18 protein-coding genes and 1 pseudogene are annotated in these 16,990 nt (G+C 71.7%); 15 read left to right on the forward strand and 4 right to left on the reverse strand.

Translation table 11 applies throughout. The annotated features are described in order from the left end of the window. The first annotated feature begins 152 nt into the window (after positions 1-152). Both OG552_RS26380 and OG552_RS26385 read left to right on the forward strand, forming a co-directional pair. Entirely contained in the window at positions 153-377 is a 225-nt protein-coding gene (locus tag OG552_RS26380; RefSeq protein ID WP_329137015.1) for a hypothetical protein, read from the forward strand. Between the two features lie 134 nt (positions 378-511). Further along, positions 512-1,120: an HU family DNA-binding protein gene (locus OG552_RS26385; protein ID WP_329137016.1), complete on the forward strand. Its 609-nt coding sequence runs from the start codon at positions 512-514 to the stop codon at positions 1,118-1,120. Positions 1,121-1,481: 361 nt separating this feature from the next. On the opposite strand, the pseudogene cofC reads toward OG552_RS26385, so the two are convergent. Beyond that, positions 1,482-2,111 (reverse strand): annotated as a pseudogene (gene cofC, locus OG552_RS26390) (2-phospho-L-lactate guanylyltransferase); the annotation flags it as partial. A 153-nt stretch (positions 2,112-2,264) separates the two neighbouring features. Between cofC and OG552_RS26395 the strand changes: the two are divergent. The 3 genes from OG552_RS26395 to OG552_RS26405 are packed head-to-tail and all read left to right on the forward strand — an operon-like array spanning position 2,265 to position 5,140. Then, positions 2,265-2,993, forward strand: coding sequence for a lysophospholipid acyltransferase family protein (locus tag OG552_RS26395; RefSeq protein ID WP_329137017.1), 729 nt, complete (start codon positions 2,265-2,267; stop codon positions 2,991-2,993). Beyond that, positions 2,990-3,991: an NAD(P)H-dependent glycerol-3-phosphate dehydrogenase gene (locus OG552_RS26400; RefSeq protein WP_329137019.1), complete on the forward strand. Its 1,002-nt coding sequence runs from the start codon at positions 2,990-2,992 to the stop codon at positions 3,989-3,991. The genes OG552_RS26395 and OG552_RS26400 overlap by 4 nt, the downstream gene beginning before the upstream one ends. Before the next feature lie 12 nt (positions 3,992-4,003). Continuing rightward, on the forward strand, positions 4,004-5,140 hold the full coding sequence (locus OG552_RS26405; protein ID WP_329137020.1) for a D-alanine--D-alanine ligase family protein: 1,137 nt from the start codon (positions 4,004-4,006) through the stop codon (positions 5,138-5,140). 24 nt (positions 5,141-5,164) lie between these two features. Here OG552_RS26405 and OG552_RS26410 read toward each other — a convergent pair whose 3' ends face one another. Both OG552_RS26410 and OG552_RS26415 read right to left on the reverse strand, forming a co-directional pair. After that, positions 5,165-5,659 (reverse strand): DUF3515 domain-containing protein, encoded by a 495-nt coding sequence (locus OG552_RS26410; protein ID WP_329137022.1) that lies wholly within the window; start codon positions 5,657-5,659, stop codon positions 5,165-5,167. Positions 5,660-5,703: 44 nt separating this feature from the next. Continuing rightward, complete coding sequence (locus OG552_RS26415; protein WP_329137024.1) at positions 5,704-5,937, reverse strand: Lrp/AsnC ligand binding domain-containing protein; 234 nt, start codon at positions 5,935-5,937, stop codon at positions 5,704-5,706. Positions 5,938-6,116: 179 nt separating this feature from the next. On the opposite strand from OG552_RS26415, the gene OG552_RS26420 reads away from it, so the two are divergent. Together OG552_RS26420 and thiD are read left to right on the forward strand one after the other, a co-directional pair. Further along, entirely contained in the window at positions 6,117-7,082 is a 966-nt protein-coding gene (locus OG552_RS26420) for a thiamine-phosphate kinase (RefSeq protein WP_329137025.1), read from the forward strand. Further along, complete coding sequence (thiD, locus tag OG552_RS26425; RefSeq protein WP_329137027.1) at positions 7,079-7,909, forward strand: bifunctional hydroxymethylpyrimidine kinase/phosphomethylpyrimidine kinase; 831 nt, start codon at positions 7,079-7,081, stop codon at positions 7,907-7,909. The genes OG552_RS26420 and thiD overlap by 4 nt, the downstream gene beginning before the upstream one ends. 135 nt (positions 7,910-8,044) lie before the next feature. On the opposite strand, the gene rpmB is transcribed toward thiD, so the two are convergent. Continuing rightward, complete coding sequence (gene rpmB, locus OG552_RS26430; protein ID WP_033173090.1) at positions 8,045-8,230, reverse strand: 50S ribosomal protein L28; 186 nt, start codon at positions 8,228-8,230, stop codon at positions 8,045-8,047. A gap of 309 nt (positions 8,231-8,539) precedes the next feature. On the opposite strand from rpmB, the gene OG552_RS26435 reads away from it, so the two are divergent. The 8 genes from OG552_RS26435 to rnc all read left to right on the forward strand — a co-directional run bounded on the left by OG552_RS26435 (position 8,540) and on the right by rnc (position 16,977). After that, positions 8,540-10,300, forward strand: coding sequence for a DAK2 domain-containing protein (locus OG552_RS26435; protein ID WP_329137030.1), 1,761 nt, complete (start codon positions 8,540-8,542; stop codon positions 10,298-10,300). Positions 10,301-10,746: 446 nt separating this feature from the next. After that, a complete protein-coding gene (gene recG / locus OG552_RS26440; protein WP_329137031.1) occupies positions 10,747-12,933 on the forward strand; it encodes an ATP-dependent DNA helicase RecG in 2,187 nt (728 codons plus the stop codon). Positions 12,934-12,972: 39 nt separating this feature from the next. Then, positions 12,973-13,554, forward strand: a complete 582-nt coding sequence (rsmD, locus tag OG552_RS26445; RefSeq protein ID WP_329137033.1) for a 16S rRNA (guanine(966)-N(2))-methyltransferase RsmD — start codon at positions 12,973-12,975, stop codon at positions 13,552-13,554. A 38-nt stretch (positions 13,555-13,592) separates the two neighbouring features. Beyond that, positions 13,593-14,072 (forward strand): pantetheine-phosphate adenylyltransferase, encoded by a 480-nt coding sequence (coaD, locus tag OG552_RS26450; protein ID WP_329137034.1) that lies wholly within the window; start codon positions 13,593-13,595, stop codon positions 14,070-14,072. Between the two features lie 10 nt (positions 14,073-14,082). Further along, the gene (locus OG552_RS26455; protein ID WP_329137035.1) at positions 14,083-15,264 is read left to right on the forward strand and encodes an ATP synthase F0 subunit B; all 1,182 of its coding nucleotides are present in this window, start codon (positions 14,083-14,085) and stop codon (positions 15,262-15,264) included. A 123-nt stretch (positions 15,265-15,387) separates the two neighbouring features. Then, complete coding sequence (locus OG552_RS26460) at positions 15,388-16,032, forward strand: YceD family protein (RefSeq protein ID WP_329137038.1); 645 nt, start codon at positions 15,388-15,390, stop codon at positions 16,030-16,032. A 2-nt stretch (positions 16,033-16,034) separates the two neighbouring features. Then, positions 16,035-16,208 (forward strand): 50S ribosomal protein L32, encoded by a 174-nt coding sequence (rpmF, locus tag OG552_RS26465; protein ID WP_329137039.1) that lies wholly within the window; start codon positions 16,035-16,037, stop codon positions 16,206-16,208. A gap of 7 nt (positions 16,209-16,215) precedes the next feature. Beyond that, positions 16,216-16,977, forward strand: a complete 762-nt coding sequence (gene rnc, locus OG552_RS26470) for a ribonuclease III (protein WP_443071037.1) — start codon at positions 16,216-16,218, stop codon at positions 16,975-16,977. Positions 16,978-16,990 lie beyond the last annotated feature (13 nt).

The following is a 16,990-nucleotide window of genomic DNA, read 5'->3' on the forward strand; positions in this document are numbered from 1 at the left end:
GACCGAAGCGCCCCTCGCCCGTCCGCGAGGGGCGCTTCCGCGTGTCCCGGGACGCCGTTCGGCAGCCCGCCATGGGTCCGGTGAAACAGCCCCGGAACACCCGGTTGGCCCTGTCGCTCCCGACAACTCGCCGCAGATGGCACAATCGACGCATGGAACGCGACAGCCAACTCGAGCTCTACGGGGTTCTGGCGGCGCGTTTGAAGCAGGCGCACACCCGCGTCGCGAATCCCGAAGTCCCTGCTGGGACAAGGCGGGAGTTGAGTCGTCGGCTGCTCGCGGTGACCGCGGTGGCCAAGCATGATCTCGACGACGCGGCACGGCGTCTGGACGTGTTAACGGCTGAGTTGGACGACCTCGGAATCCCCGATCGCTGATCACCGGAAGTACCGAGTTCGTTGCGGCACAAGGGTGATTCGCCCGTTTCGTATTTGATTTGCGGTATATATCCGCCTAGCGTGCGAAATCAGCCCGTACTCATTCGCCGGGCAAGTTTCCGATAGGGGAAGACGTGAACAAGGCGCAGCTCGTAGAAGCGATTGCCGACAAGGTGGGTGGCCGGCAGGCCGCCGCGGAAGCGGTTGACGCGGTTCTCGACGCGATCGTCCGCTCGGTGGTGGGCGGCGATCGGGTCTCCGTCACCGGCTTCGGGTCGTTCGAGAAGGTCGACCGTCCGGCCCGCTACGCCCGTAACCCCCAGACCGGGGAGCGGGTCCGGGTGAAGAAGACCTCTGTGCCGCGGTTCCGCGCGGGTCAGGGCTTCAAGGACCTGGTCAGCGGGACGAAGAAGCTTCCGCGCGGCGGCGAGGTGTCGGTCAAGAAGGCCCCCAAGGGCAGCCTGAGCGGCGGCCCGTCCACCACGGCCCGCACCACCACGAAGAAGGCGGCGGCCAAGAAGGCCACCACCGCCCGGGCCGCGGCGAAGAAGACCACCGCCAAGAAGACCACCTCGGCGGCGAAGAAGACCACGGCCAAGAAGACGACCGCGAAGAAGACCAGCGCGAAGAAGACGGCCGCCAAGAAGGCCCCGGCGGCCAAGAAGACCGCCGCCAAGAAGGCCCCGGGCAAGCGAGCCTCGGCCCGCAAGACCACCGCGAAGCGCGCCGCCGCCGCGAGGTGATAACGGGCCGTACGACCGGCCGCAGCACCGCGACGGGCTGGGTCTCCCGCACAGGGAGCCCGGCCCGCGCCACGTTCCCCGGGCGGACCCGGGGCCGTTACTCCCCGGCGGCGCCCGGGTCGGCGAACGTCTGCAGCGTCACGAAGACCACCCGGCGCTCCCCGCCCGCGCCCTCGGTACGGATCCGCACCCGCTGCCCGGCCCGCAGCAGCCGCAGCCGCCCCGCGTCAAACGCGGCGGCGTCGAACTCCAGCGGCGTCCCGTCGTCCAGCAGCACACTGCCGGCGCGGGTCTCGGGATCGAAGGTGAACGCGGTTGCCTGCATGCCGCCCAGCCTAGGGCGGGTCCAGGCGCACGGCGGCGAGAGGGCGGCGAAAGCGGCGAAAGAAGCCGTCCGCGGGCCCACCCCCAGGGCCAGCGCGATCCGCAGATCCTCGCCGGTGTCCACGTCCCGGCGCACCGAAGGAACTTCGGACAGCGTGATCTCCCGGGCTCCCGAGGCGAGGTGGCGGGCGCGGGAGGGGCCGCCGAACGCGGGGGAGAGCATCACTGAGGGCAGTGCGGTGAGCAACGTTGTCCCCACACCGGCCGCATCGGCGAGAAAAGCGCGCTCCTGGGCCCGTACGGCCTCCCGGAGCACCAAGGAGAGCTCGGCGGGCCGCAAGGCCGGGAGATCGCCGTTCAGCGCCGCGACCGCGACCGCGCCCCTGCGCTCCCGGACCCGGCCGGCGCCGTACCGCAGCGCGGCGTTCAGCCCGGCGGCCGGTTCGTCGGGCACCACGAACGCCCCGAGCCCGGCCAGTTCCGCCCCCGCCACCTCGTCGTCGGTCACCACCGTGACATCCGCCACCTGCGGGCACGCCAGCGCCGCGGCCACCGTGTCCAGCGCGAACGCCAGCGCCAGCGCCGGCCGGTCCGCCCCGACAGCCGCGGCCAGCCTGCTCTTGGCCACCGCCAGCGGCTTCAACGGCACCACCAGCGACCACGCCACGCCCGTCACATCCACCTCCCCATTGTGGACGGGCGCGCCCCTGATCAGCCGCTCGGGGTTCACCGGTGCCCCTGAGCGCCGAACACCGGGGGGCGTACCCTCCTCCCTAGCCGCGACGCCTGCGCGGCGCCCAGCGAACGAAGAGGAGTCCGGGTGTCCCGCCGCAGAATCGGTTTCTGGTACCGCCTGGCGGCCGTCATCGCGAAGCCGCCGCTCATTGTGCTGTTCAAGCGGGATTGGCGCGGAATGGAGAACATTCCGGCCGAGGGCGGATTCCTCACGGCGGTGAACCACAACTCCTACCTCGACCCGCTGCTGTATGCGCATTTCCAGTACAACACCGGGCGCGTCCCACGCTTCCTCGCCAAGGCCGCCCTCTTCAAGCCGTTCTTCGTCGGCGCCGTGATGCGCGGCACCGGCCAGATCCCGGTGGTCCGGGCCACCACCGACGCGGCCGCCGCCTACCGGGCCGCCGTCGAGGCGGTCAACAAGGGCGAATGCGTGGCCTTCTACCCCGAGGGCACCCTCACCCGGGACCCCGACCAGTGGCCGATGGCGGGCAAGACCGGTATCGCCCGCGTCGCGCTGCTCACCAAGGCCCCCGTCATCCCGGTCGCCCAGTGGGGCGGCAACGAATTCCTGCCGCCGTACGCGAAGAAGCCCAGCTGGCTGCCGCGCAAGACCCACCGCGTGCTGGTCGGCCCGCCCGTCGACCTCACCGACTGGTACGGCAAGGAGCCCACCGCCGAGGTGCTGCGCGAGGTCACCGCGCACATCATGGGTGACGTGAAGCAACTCCTCGCCGAGGTCCGCGGAGTGCCCGCGCCCCCCGGCCTCTACGACCCGCGCACGGCGGCCAGGAAGGAACGGGAGAGCGAATGACGGCCCGCTGCGCGGTCTACGGCAGCGGCGCCTGGGGCACCGCGTTCGCCATGGTGCTCGCCGACGCCGGCTGCCAGGTCTCCTTGTGGGGCCGCAGGCCCGAGCTCGTGGACGCCGTCAACGCCACCCGCACCAACCCCGAGTGCTACCCCGACCTGGAACTCCCGGCCGCGGTCACCGCCACCGCGGACCCGGCCGAGGCCGCCGCGGACGCCGAGTTCGTGATCCTCGCCGTCCCCTCCCAGTCGCTGCGCAGCAGCCTCGCCGCCTGGGCGCCGCTGCTGCACCCCGACGCGGTGCTGGTCAGCCTGATGAAAGGCGTCGAACTCGGCACCGCCAAGCGGATGAGCGAGGTCATCGAGGACGTCACCAAGGCCGGCCCCGAGCGGATCGCGGTCCTGTCAGGGCCCAACCTCGCCCCGGAGATCGCCGCCCGGCAGCCCGCCGCGGCCGTCGTCGCCTGCCAGGACGAGTCGGTGGCCCGCCGGTTCCAGACCGCCTGCCACACCGCGTACTTCCGCCCGTACACCAACACCGACGTGGTCGGCTGCGAACTCGGCGGCGCGGTGAAGAACGTGATCGCACTCGCCGTCGGCATCGCCGACGGCATGGGCATGGGCGACAACACCAAGGCGACGCTGATCACCCGCGGCCTGGCCGAGACCACCCGGCTGGGCCTGGCGATGGGTGCCGACCCGTACACCTTCGCCGGTCTGGCCGGCATGGGCGACCTGGTGGCCACCTGCTCCTCGCCGCTCTCCCGCAACAACACCTTCGGCCAGAACCTGGGCCGCGGCATGAGTCTCAGCCAGACCATCGCCGCCACCAGCCAGACCGCCGAAGGCGTCAAGTCCTGCGAATCGGTGGCCGATCTGGCCCGCCGGCACGGGGTGGACATGCCGATCACCGAGACCGTCGTCGACGTCGTGCACAACGGGAAATCGCCACTCACCGCCCTCAAAGAGTTGATGTCACGCTCCGCGAAGCCGGAGCGGTAAGGTCACGGCGATATGAGCAACGTGCAGAAGTTCGACCGCAAACCGCGGGTGGCCGTCGTCTTCGGCGGGCGCAGCTCCGAGCACGGAGTTTCGGTGGTGACCGCCGCCAGCGTGCTGCGCGCCATCGACCGCGACAAGTACGACGTCCTGCCCATCGGCATCACCAGCGAAGGCCGCTGGGCACTCACCGCAGACGAGCCCGAGCGGATGGCCATCGCCGAACGCCGGATGCCCACCGTCGAACAGGTCACCGACCACGAGGGCGCCGTGATGCTGCCGGTGGACCCGGCCAGCCGCGAAGTCGTCTACACCGAAGCCGGCGCCGTACCCAAGGTGCTCGGCGAGGTCGACGTCGTCTTCCCGATGCTGCACGGCCCCTACGGCGAGGACGGCACCCTCCAGGGCCTGCTGGAACTCTCCGGGGTGCCCTACGTCGGGTCCGGCGTCCTGGCCTCCGCCGTGGGCATGGACAAGGAGTACATGAAGCGGATCTTCACCTCCTTCGGTCTGGCGGTCGGCCCGTACACGGTGATCAGGCCGCGCGAATGGGACCGTGGCCCGGAAGCCGTCCGCCGCAAGATCACCGACTTCGCCGGCGCCCACGGCTGGCCGCTGTTCATCAAGCCCGCCCGGGCCGGCTCCTCCTTCGGCATCAGCAAGGTCGAGAACACCGACGAACTCGACGCAGCGATCGCCGAGGCCCGCAGGCACGACCCCAAGCTCATCGTCGAGGCGCTGCTCACCGGTCGCGAGATCGAGTGCGGTGTGCTGGAGTTCGAGGACGGACCGCGCGCGTCGCTGCCCGCCGAGATCCCCTCGGCGAACACCGAGGGCTTCTACGACTTCGACGCCAAGTACATCGACTCCGCGGAAGGCATCGTGCCCGCCCCGCTCACCGCCGAGCAGACCGCCGAGGTCCAGCGGCTCGCGGTGGCCGCGTTCGAGGCCGCCTCCTGCGAGGGCCTGGTCCGCGCCGACTTCTTCCTGCTGGACAACGGCCGGTTCGTGATCAACGAGATCAACACGATGCCCGGCTTCACCCCCATCTCGATGTACCCGCGGATGTGGCAGGAGAGCGGCGTCAGCTACCCCGAACTCATCGACCGGCTCATCCAGGCCGCGCTGAGCCGGGCCACCGGCCTGCGTTGAGGCCCGTACGGTCCCGGAGGCGGCTCAGATCCCCTCCGGGATCGTCTTCTTCACGGCGCCGGCGAGATCGGTCAGCGGATCGAGATCGCCGGCGTACTTCTTCGGCAGTGTCACCTCGACGTACGCCTTGCGCAGCGTCGTGGTCAGCCGGAAGGATCCCCCCGGCTGCGGCTCGATCGACCAGCCGACCCCGTCCACCTCCACCCCGTCGGTCGACGCGGACGCGTCGGCGGCCGGCCGCGGCACCCCGCAGCGCAGCACGATCGGGGGATCGCCCCACCCCGCGGTCAGACCGGACACCGGCTTGAGATCATGCTGGGGGAGGCCGTTCACCTTCGCCGGGAGCCGGGCGTGCAGCGCGGCGCAGTAACCGGCGGTCCGCGGGTCAGGAACCGGCACGGCGACCTTCTCGTCCGTACCGGAAGTGACACCGGAGAAACCCAGGACGTAGACCGCCGCCGCTGACAGGCATGCGGCGGCGGACACGGCGATCAGTAGGGCCCGGCGGTGCGAACTCACCGGCTGAGCATATAAAGAGCCCCCGCGAGGGGGCCCGGTGGGGGCTATATATGTACGACAGGACAGGTCAGTGTGCGGGTGATGCCGTCCACCTGCTGGACTCTGGCGACCACCATGCGGCCGAGCTCGTCGACCGTGCCGGCCTGGGCCCGGACGATGACGTCATAAGGACCTGTGACGTCTTCGGCCTGGATGACTCCGTCGATCTTGGAAATCACCTCCGCTACTGCCGAGGCCTTGCCGACCTCGGTCTGGATCAGGATGTACGCCTGTACCACGGAACCTCCAGGGCGGCTTCGAGGATCATGTGGGAAGGGGGACGCCACGTTATCGCGTCGTCGCGCACAGCGGGGAGACCCGCGCGGTACCTGACCCCCGTATTGACGGGAAACTCGACGGAAACGCGGCGGAACCGGCACGCGCCGGACCTGACGCCGACAGTGAAGGGGACGAAGTGATGAAGGGGACTGTGGGCGAACTCGGGGAGTTCGGGCTGATCAGGGAGCTGACCGCCCGCCTCACCTCGACCCCCGCGGTACAACTCGGCCCCGGCGACGACGCGGCTGTGATCACCGCCCCCGACCGCAGGGTGGTGGCGACCACCGACGTACTCCTCGAAGGCCGCCACTTCCGGCGTGACTGGTCCACCGCCTACGACGTGGGCCGCAAGGCCGCGGCGCAGAACCTCGCCGACATCGCCGCCATGGGCGCGGTGCCCACCGCGGTCCTGCTCGGCCTCGTCGTCCCCGCCGAACTCCCCGCCACCTGGCCGGTCGAGCTGATGGACGGCATCCGCGACGAGTGCCAGGTGGCCGGCGCAGCGGTGGTCGGCGGCGACGTCGTACGCGGCGAGACCATCACCGTCGCCATCACCGCTCTGGGTGATCTTCGCAACCGGGCCCCCGTCACCCGTTCGGGAGCCCGCCCGGGCAACCTCATCGCCGTGACCGGCTGGCTCGGCTGGTCCGCGGCCGGCCTCGCCGTCCTCTCCCGCGGCTTCCGCTCCCCGCGCGCCTTCGTCGAAGCCCACCGCAGGCCCGAACCGCCGTACCACGCGGGTCCGGCGGCGGCCGAACTCGGCGCCACCGCGATGACCGACGTCAGTGACGGCCTGGTCGCCGACCTCGGCCACATCGCCGCCGCCAGCGGCGTCGACATCGACCTGCGTTCCGCCGACATCGACGTCCCGGCCCAGATGTCCGACATCGGCCAGGCGGTCGGCGTCGACCCGCTGCACTGGGTGCTCACCGGCGGCGAGGACCACGCCATCGTCGCCGCCTTCCCCCGCGAGGTGAAACTCCCTGCCCGCTGGCGGGTCATCGGCGAGACCAGACCGCCGGCCGGCCGCATCCCGCAGGTCACCGTCGACGGCGCGCCCTGGGACAAGGCCGGCGGCTGGGACCACTTCGGCGACGAGTCGTGACCGGTTCCCCCGGCAGCGCCCCGTCGCCTGCCCGCGTGCTCACCGTCGCCGGATCCGACTCCGGCGGCGGCGCCGGCATCCAGGCCGACCTCAAGACGATGCTCGCGCTCGGCGTCCACGGCATGAGCGTGGTCACCGCCGTCACCGCCCAGAACTCGCTCGGCGTGCACGGCGCCTGGGAACTGCCCGGGGAAGCGGTACGCGCCCAGTTCCGCGCGGTGGCCGACGACATCGGGGTGCAGGCGGTCAAGACCGGCATGCTCTCCTCCGCCGCCCTCGCCGCCACCGTCGCCGGACTGCTGGCCGAACTCGACCGGGCGGTACCGGTGGTGGTCGACCCGGTCGGCGTCTCCAAGCACGGCGACCCGCTGCTCGCGGCGGAGGCGCTGGACGTCGTACGGACCCGGCTGCTCCCGGCGGCGACCGTCGTCACACCCAACCTGGACGAAGTGACGCAGCTCACCGGGCTGGTGGTCACCGACGAGGAGGGGATGCGGACGGCGGCGCGGCGCATCCTGGCATACGGACCGCGCTGGGCGCTCGTCAAAGGCGGCCATCTGCCGGGCTCGGCGCAGGCGTCCGACCTGCTCTCGGACGGCACCGAGGAGCACTGGTTCCGGGCCGCGCGGCACGACAACCGGCACACCCACGGCACCGGCTGCACCCTGGCCGCCGCGACCGCGTCCTACCTCGCCCTCGGACATCCGGTGCCGGCCGCGGTGGGGCTCGCCAAGGAATATGTGACCGGGGCCATCGCGGGCGGCTTCGCGCTGGGCGCGGGCATCGGCCCGGTGGACCACGGCTGGCGGCAGCGGGAGAAAACCTGAAAAGCCGGTCCACCAGGGTGGACCGGCTTCTCGTAGCCGCAAGGCCGCGCTGCCACGACGAGCGCGTCATGCGCGCCGCACGCTTCAGCGCAAGACCGGATCACCTCCGCTGACGCGGAGAGTTCGGCATCTCGCTCAGCGCGAGACCTTGCCGGCCTTGATGCACGAGGTGCAGACGTTGAGCCGCTTCGGCGTCTTCCCGACGACCGCACGCACGCGCTGGATGTTGGGGTTCCAACGACGCGGGGTACGGCGGTGCGAGTGGGAGATGCTGTTGCCGAAGCCCGGCCCCTTGCCGCAGACGTCGCAGTTGGCAGCCACGGGACACTCCAAAGACTTCAGATGCATTTACGATGAAAAGCCCGAGAGAGCCCCGGGCAACCGGAGCAGCATACAACGACCGCTCCCGTACAACGAAACTACCACGGTCACGGCACCGTCCCGACCGGTCCGCCCGCCCGCCGCGGGCGGTGGCCCGCACGGGGTGGCCGGTGGCCCGCACCGGGCGGCCGGCGGCAGCACACCGGCAGCTCACCGGCCACGGATGGGTCGTCGTCGGTCGCGCATCGATGCACGGCGGATACGCTCACCAGCAGCAGCCCGCACGTTCCGGTGTTCCAGGAGGACCTGTTGCCGCCCTCGCTCGACGCTTCCGCCGTGCGCGCCTGGTGCCGGCTCTCGGTCAAGGCGCTGGGGCGGGCCCGCGAGGAGATCGACGCGATCAACGTCTATCCGGTGGCGGACGGGGACACCGGCACCAATCTCTGTCTGACCGCCGAGTCCGCGGCCCAGGCGGTCGAGGCGGTCTTCGCCGGCCGCGACACCACGGCGGCCGGCTCGCCGCCCACCCTCCCCGAGGCGTTCCGGGCGATGGCCCACGGCGCCCTCATCGGCGCCCGCGGCAACTCCGGCACGATCCTGGCCCAGTTGCTCCGCGGCATGAACGACGCGCTGGTCCTGTCCGAGGACGGCACGCTGTCCGCCACCGCGCTGCGCCAGGCCCTGCTCGCCGCCGCCGCCTCCGGATACGAGGCGGTGGCCCGCCCGGTCGAGGGCACCATGCTCAGCGTCGCCACCGGCGCCGCCCACGCCGCCCGCGATACGGAGGGCGGTCTCGGCGAAGTGGTCCGGGCCGCCCACGCCGGAGCGCTCGCCGCGCTTGCCGGCACCCCGGGGCAGCTCGGCGTCCTGCGGCAGGCCGGCGTGGTGGACGCGGGCGGTCTCGGCCTGGTCGCGGTCCTCGGCGCCCTGTGCGAGGCGGCCACCGGCGAGGCGCCGCACAGCCCGCAGGCGGGTATGGGTACGTCGTTCTGGCACGTCCACGCGCCGGCCGGGCCGGTGGACGGCCCGGCCTCGGCCTCGGCCTCGGCGAGGCGGGCGGACGGATCGGCCGGGCCGGTGGATGTTCCTGCCGGGCCGGACGGCGCGGCTGCCGACGAGGACGGGCCCGCCTGCCCGGAGGACGGGCGCGGGAGCGAAGGCGGGCCCGCCTTCGAGGTGATCTTCCTGCTGGAGGGCGCCGACGACGCGGCCGTCCGTACGCTGCGGGAGCGGCTCGACGCCCTCGGTGACTCGCTCGTCGTCGTCGGCGGCGACGGCCTGTGGAACGTGCACGTCCATGTGGACGACGTCGGGGCCGCGGTCGAGGCGGGTATCGACGCCGGGCGCCCGTACCGCATCAGGGTCACCCACTTCGGCGAGCAGACCCGCCGCCTGGCCGGCGAACGCGCCCACCGGGCGGTGGTCGCGGTCGTGCACGGTGACGGCCTGGCGGGCCTGTGCGCCCAGGCGGGGGCGACCGTCGTCGCCGTACGGCCGGGCGAGCAGCCGGCCGGCGGGGAGATCGCCGCGGCCATCCGCCGCGCCCACGCCCGCGAGGTGATCCTGCTGCCCAACGACACCGAGCTGCGGCACGCGGCGGGCGCGGCGGCCGAACAGGCCCGCGCCGACGGGGTGCGGGTCGCCCTCATCCCCACCCGCTCCGCGGTCCAGGGGCTCGCCGCCCTCGCCGTCCACGACCCGGACCGCCGCTTCGACGAGGACGTGGTCGCGATGACGGCGGCGGCCGGCGCGACCCGCTACGCCGAACTCGCGGTCGCCGAGCACCGCTCCTGGACCATGGCGGGCATCTGCCAGGCCGGCGACGTCCTCGGCCTCATCGACGGTGACGTCGCCCTCATCGGCAAGGACCCGGCGACCACGGCGGTCGCCCTCCTCGACCGCATGCTCGCGGCCGGCGGCGAACTCGTCACCCTCATCCCCGGCGCCACCGCCCCCTCCGACCTCACCCCCCGCATCGAATCCCACGTCCACGCCACCCACCTCGCCGTCGACACGATCACCTACGCCGGCGGCCAGGAAAACGGCCTCCTCCTCATCGGCGTCGAGTGACCCTTTTTTTGCCGCCTTCTCGCCTCCGGGCGCTGCCTTTTTGCCGCCTTCTCGCCTCCGGGCGCTTAAATCCGGTGTCGACAGTCGATCGTGCTCGCTCGCTCGTTCCTCGCTCCCTGCGCGCGTTCTCCCTTTCGACACCGGCGCGCCCTTCGGCTCGCCGGCTACCGGCGTAACCCGGGGCGTCATGCGGAGGAAGCCGGGCACCCCAGGGGCGCGGGGAACTGCGCGACAAGCCACGACGCGACCGCGCCCAAGTCACCGGCAGAACGGGGCAGGACCTAAAGGGGCGCTGGGGGCACCCCCGGACGAAGTCTGGGGGAGGAACTGCGCGAGGAACCCCCACCGGCGGACGCTTGGCCACTGACGGGTCGGGACCCGGTGAGGCGCGGAGCGAGAACGTGGCGCGCCGCAGGATGTCCGTGCCGTGCGTCAGGATGGAGACGATGAGCGGCAACCCTTTGGACGAAAAGCTCCGCAACCTCGTCGGCGACCGCACCGCGAAAGTGCTGGACGAGCACCTCGGCCTGCGCACCGTCGGAGACCTGCTGCACCACTACCCGCGGCGGTACGCCGAACGCGGGGAGCTGACGCGGCTCGCCGACCTCCCGGTCGACGAGTACGTCACCGTGGTCGCCCAGATCGCGAAAGCGGACAAGCGGACGTACGGCGGCGGCAAGGGCGTACGCCTTGAGGTCGTGGTGACCGATGGCAGCGGCTCGCTCACCCTCGTGTTCTTCAGCAAGGCCGCGCACGCGCACGCCCACCGGCTGATCCCCGGCCGCCGCGGAATGTTCTCCGGAAAAGTCTCCGTCTTCAACCGGACCCGCCAACTCGCGCACCCCGACTACCAGTTGCTGGACGCCGACGAGGGCGAGGAGGCGGTGGACGCCTTCGCCAACCGGCTGATCCCGCTCTACCCCGCGGTCAAGCAGATCACCTCGTGGCGGATCGCCCAGGCCGTGGACATCGCCCTGAACTCACTGGGTGCGGCCGGCTGGGCCGGAGTCGGCGAGCCGCTGCCGGACGAGCTGCGGGCGGCCCGGCACCTCGCCCCGCTCCCCGAGGCGCTGGAGAAGATCCACCGGCCGCGTACCAGGGCCGACATCGAGGCGGCCAGAAAGCGGCTGAAGTGGGACGAGGCCTTCGTCCTGCAGGTCGCGCTGGCCCGCAGAAGGGCCGACGAGTCCGCGCTGCCCGCGGTGCCGAGGACCCCGCAGCCGGACGGGCTGCTGACCGCCTTCGACGCGAAACTGCCGTTCACGCTCACCGACGGACAGAAGACGGTCACCGCGGAGATCTTCGCCGACCTGGCGACCGACCACCCGATGCACCGGCTGCTCCAGGGCGAGGTCGGCTCCGGCAAGACCCTGGTCGCGCTGCGGGCGATGCTCGGCGTGGTGGACACCGGCGGCCAGGCGGCGATGCTCGCGCCCACCGAGGTGCTGGCGCAGCAGCACCACCGGTCCATCACCGAGATGATGGGCGAGCTGGCCCAGGCCGGCATGCTCGGCGGCTCCGAGCTGGGCACGAAGGTGGTGCTGCTGACCGGCTCGATGGGCACCGCGGCCCGGCGGCAGGCGCTGCTCGACCTGGTGACCGGCGAGGCCGGGATCGTGATCGGCACGCACGCGCTGATCGAGGACAAGGTGAAGTTCCTCGACCTGGGCCTGGTGGTGGTGGACGAGCAGCACCGCTTCGGCGTGGAGCAGCGGGACGCGCTGCGGGCCAAGGCCGCCCAGCCGCCGCATCTGCTGGTGATGACCGCCACCCCGATCCCGCGGACGGTCGCGATGACCGTCTTCGGTGATCTGGAGACCTCCGTGCTGGACCAACTGCCCGCCGGGCGCTCGCCGATCGCCACCCATGTCGTACCGGCCGCCGAGAAGCCGCACTTCCTGGCCAGGGCCTGGGAGCGGGTACGCGAGGAGGTCGAGGGCGGGCACCAGGCGTATGTGGTGTGCCCGCGGATCGGCGACGAGGAGGACGGCCGCAAGAAGCCGGACGACGGGGAGCGCCGCCCGCCGCTCGCCGTGCTGGACACCGCAGAGCAGCTGACGGCCGGCCCGCTCGCCGGGCTGCGGGTCGAGGTGCTGCACGGGCGGATGGCGCCGGATGCCAAGGACGACGTGATGCGCCGCTTCGCCGCGGGCGAGGTCGACGTCCTGGTCGCCACCACCGTGATCGAGGTCGGGGTGAACGTACCCAACGCCACCGTGATGGTGATCATGGACGCCGACCGGTTCGGCGTCTCCCAGCTGCACCAGCTGCGCGGCCGGGTCGGCCGCGGCAGCGCGCCTGGCCTGTGCCTGCTGGTCTCCGAGGCCCCTGAGGCGAGTGCGGCCCGCGCCCGGCTGGACGCGGTCGCCGCCACCCTGGACGGCTTCGAGCTCTCCCGGATCGACCTCGAACAGCGCCGGGAGGGCGACGTGCTGGGCCAGGCGCAGTCCGGCAGCCGCTCGTCGCTGCGGGTGCTGACCGTCATCGACGACGAGGAGGTGATCGCCGCCGCCCGTGACGAGGCCACCGCGGTGGTCGCCGCCGACCCGGAGCTGGCCGCGCACCCCGATCTGCGCAGCGCGCTGGAGAGCCTGCTGGACGCGGACCGCGAGGAGTACCTGGACAAGGGGTGAGCGCCGGGTGAGGGGTACTGTCGGGCCCGTGAGCAGCTCATGACCCGCGTGATCGCCGGCGCCGCCGGAGGGCGGCGCCTGGCCGTGCCGCCGGGCACCGGGACCCGGCCGACCTCGGACCGGGCCAAGGAAGGTCTCTTCTCCGCCTGGCTGTCGCTGCGCGGCACCCTGGAGGGTTCGCGGGTGCTCGACCTCTTCGCCGGCTCGGGCGCGGTCGGCCTGGAGGCGCTCTCCCGCGGCGCCGAGCACGTGACACTGGTGGAGGCCGACGCCCGGGCGGCCAGGACCGTACGGGAGAACGTGGCGGCCCTGCGGCTGCCCGGCGCCGATGTGCGCGCCGGCCGGGCCGAGAAGGTGATCGCGGGACCCGCGCCCGAGCGGCCCTACGACGTGCTCTTCCTCGACCCGCCCTACGACGTCCCCGACGACGACCTGCGGGAGATCCTGCTCACACTCGTGACAAATGACTGGCTGGCGGCGGAAGCCCTGGTCACCGTGGAACGCAGGACCCGGGGCGGGGAGTTCCGCTGGCCCGCCGGCTTCGCGGGCCTGCGCTCCCGGCGTTACGGCGAGGCGACTCTTTGGTACGGTCGCGCCGCCGAAGTTACCGCCGGGTCATGAGCCCGCCCGATTCTCGTACGGAGAGCGAGGAGCCACTCTTGCGCCGCGCAGTCTGTCCGGGGTCCTTCGACCCCATCACCAACGGCCACCTCGACATCATCGCCCGCGCCTCCCGGCTCTACGACGTCGTGCACGTCGCCGTGATGATCAACAAGGCCAAGCACGGTCTCTTCGCCGTCGAGGAACGCATCGCCCTCATCGAGGAGGTCACCGGTGAGCTGGGCAACGTCGAGGTCGAGTCGTTCCACGGCCTGCTGGTCGACTTCTGCAAACAGCGCGACATCCCGGCCATCGTCAAGGGCCTGCGGGCGGTCAGTGACTTCGACTACGAGCTGCAGATGGCCCAGATGAACATCGGCCTCTCCGGTGTCGAGACCCTCTTCGTCCCCACCAACCCCGCCTACAGCTTCCTGTCGTCGAGCCTGGTGAAGGAAGTCGCCCAATGGGGCGGTGACATCTCGCACTTGGTGCCGGGACCGGTGCTCGACGCGCTCACCGAGAAGCTCCGGCAGCAGTAGAGTCTCCGTCGTGGACGTCCAGAAGAAGCTCGATGAGATCGCGGCAGCCGTCTCCAGCGCCCGGTCCATGCCGATGTCGGCCTCCTGCGTGGTGAACCGGGCCGAGCTGCTGGCCATGCTCGACGAGGTCTCCGCGGCGCTGCCCTCCTCCCTCTCCCAGGCGCAGGAGCTGCTCGGCGGCCGCGAACAGATGGTCGAGGAGGCGCGCGCCGAAGCCCAGCGGATCATCCAGTCGGCACACGCGGAACGCGGCTCGCTGGTCTCCGACACCCAGATCGCCCGCCAGTCCCAGGACGAGGCCGACCGTATCCTCGCCGAGGCCCGCCGCGAGGCGGACGAGATCCGCGCCGAGGCCGACGACTACGTGGACAGCAAGCTCGCCAACTTCGAGGTGGTCCTCACCAAGACCATCGGCTCGGTCGACCGCGGCCGGGAGAAGCTGCTGGGCCGCGACCCGTACGCCGAGGACGGCTACGCGGAGGACGACCCGGACGCCCCCGAGCGCAGCACCGACCCGGAGACCCTGCGCCGCCGGGCGGACGAGTACGTGGACACCAAGCTCGGTGCCTTCGAGGCGGTGCTCAGCAAGACCCTGGAGGCGGTCGGCCGCGGCCGGCTCAAGCTGACCGGCCACAACCCGATCGACGACCTGGCCGCGCAGATGGCCGCCCAGGACGCCGCCGACGGCATCGCCGACCCGACGGCGCCCCCCCGGCAGACCGACGCCGAGTTCATGGCCGGTCTCGCCGCCCCGCAGCGCCCCGAGCAGGCCGACCTCACCCAGTACGGCTACGACCCGGGCTCCACCGGCCAGGTCCCCGTCGTCCCGGCCCAGCAGGTCGACACCTACGCGCAGCAGCAGCCCTACCCGCAGGACCCCTCGGCGCCCGGTTACGGCTACGAGCAGCAGGAGTACCCGGCGGACCAGGGCTACCCGCAGCAGCAGGAGTACGTGGCGCAGGCCGGCTACGCCGATCCGTACGGCGGGCAGCAGCCCTACCCGCAGGACCCGTCCGCGCCCGGTTACGGCTACGAGCAGCAGGGCTACGGCCAGCAGCAGTACCCGCCGCAGCCGCAGTACCAGCAGCAGGAGGGGTACGCCCCCCAGCCCGCGGCGCTCGACGAGACCAGCTTCTTCGACACCGGCATGATCGATCTCAACCGGCTGCGGGAACTGGAACAGGGCCTGTGACCACCGCCCCCGGCTCCGTTTTGGGCCGGGGCGGCGCGTCCAGTATCCTGTCACTTCCAGCCGTGTGAATCGCCGGCGCTTTGGCCTGCCCGCCGCCCAGAAGGCGCCGGACAGGCCGTACCGATGAAAGAGGAAGCCCTGAACACCCGCCTCGACCACCGCAACCCTCTTGTGTTCGACACACACGAGCTGGGTCGTCGTCCTGGTGCGATGAAGAAGGTCTCCCGCTCGGTGCCGGCCCCCAAGGACCTCGGCCTCGTCGATGTCATCGGGGTGCCGGAGGGCGCCACCGTCGAGCTGGCGCTCCGCCTGGAGTCGGTCATGGAGGGTGTGCTGGTCACCGGCACCGCCCATGCACCGGTCACAGGGGAGTGCGTAAGGTGTCTGGAGCCGGTCGAGCGCGAGCTCGACGCGGAGTTCCAGGAGATGTTCTCCTACCCCGACGCCGACACCAGGACCGCCCGCAGGGACGAAGCCGGTGACGACGCCGAGGACGAGGACGCGCTTGAACTCGAGGACGATCTTTTCGACCTCGAACCCGTGCTGCGCGACGCGGTGGTGCTCGCACTGCCGCTGCAGCCGGTGTGCCGGGACGACTGCCCGGGCCTGTGCTCCGAGTGCGGAGCCCGGCTCGCCGACGACCCGGACCACCACCACGAGGTCACCGACATCCGTTGGGCGGCCTTGAAGGATCTGCACCCGGGTCTGACCGATCCCACCCAGCTGAACGGCACCGGCGACGGTGCCGACGAGAACCAGGAGAAATAGCCGTGGCTGTTCCGAAGCGGAAGATGTCGCGCAGCAACACGCGCCACCGCCGTTCGCAGTGGAAGGCTGCGCCCGTGAGCCTGGTGGCGTGCGAGCGCTGCCACGAGCCGAAGCTCCAGCACATCGCGTGCTCGAACTGCGGCACGTACAACGGTCGTCAGGTCCTCGAGGTCTGATCGGCAGGTGACAGGCACAGTGTCCTCAACGTCTTCCACGTCACACGCAACGACGTCGCACAAGGCCGCGGACAAAGCCTCGTCCCACACGATTCTGGAAGGGCGGCTCGGGTATCACCTCGAACCCGCCCTTCTGGTACGTGCGCTGACCCACCGCTCGTACGCGTACGAGAACGGCGGGCTGCCCACCAACGAGCGGCTGGAGTTCCTCGGGGACTCCGTGCTCGGCCTGGTGGTCACCGACACCCTCTATCGCACCCACCCCGACCTGCCCGAGGGCCAACTGGCCAAGCTGCGGGCCGCGGTGGTCAACTCGCGGGCCCTGGCAGGGGTCAGCCGCGGGCTCGACCTGGGCGCGTTCATCCGGCTCGGCCGGGGCGAAGAGGGAACCGGCGGCCGGGACAAGGCGTCGATCCTCGCGGACACCCTGGAGGCGGTGATCGGGGCGGTCTATCTGGACCAGGGCCTCGACGCGGCTTCCGCCCTCGTGCACCGTCTCTTCGACCCCCTGATCGAGGAGTCCTCCAACCTGGGCGCGGGCCTGGACTGGAAGACCTCGCTGCAGGAACTCACCGCGTCCGAAGGGCTCGGCGTCCCCGAATACGGTGTCACCGAATCCGGCCCGGACCACGAGAAGACCTTCACGGCTGCCGCCCGCGTCGGTGGTGTCGAGTACGGCACCGGCACCGGCCGCAGCAAGAAGGAAGCGGAGCAGCAGGCGGCCGAGGCCGCCTGGCGCAGCATCCGCAAGACCCCCGCCACCCCCTAGCGGGGTGCGCCGC

The organism is Streptomyces sp. NBC_01476 (genome assembly GCF_036227265.1).
Lineage (GTDB): Bacteria > Actinomycetota > Actinomycetes > Streptomycetales > Streptomycetaceae > Actinacidiphila.

Coding starts and splice junctions, on each gene's coding strand:
- OG552_RS26380 (WP_329137015.1), top strand. CDS start 153: ATGGAACGCGACAGCCAACTCGAGCTCTACGGGGTTCTGGCGGCGCGT.
- OG552_RS26400 (WP_329137019.1), top strand. CDS start 2,990: ATGACGGCCCGCTGCGCGGTCTACGGCAGCGGCGCCTGGGGCACCGCG.
- OG552_RS26405 (WP_329137020.1), top strand. CDS start 4,004: ATGAGCAACGTGCAGAAGTTCGACCGCAAACCGCGGGTGGCCGTCGTC.
- OG552_RS26420 (WP_329137025.1), top strand. CDS start 6,117: ATGAAGGGGACTGTGGGCGAACTCGGGGAGTTCGGGCTGATCAGGGAG.
- recG (WP_329137031.1), top strand. CDS start 10,747: ATGAGCGGCAACCCTTTGGACGAAAAGCTCCGCAACCTCGTCGGCGAC.
- rsmD (WP_329137033.1), top strand. CDS start 12,973: ATGACCCGCGTGATCGCCGGCGCCGCCGGAGGGCGGCGCCTGGCCGTG.
- OG552_RS26460 (WP_329137038.1), top strand. CDS start 15,388: ATGAAAGAGGAAGCCCTGAACACCCGCCTCGACCACCGCAACCCTCTT.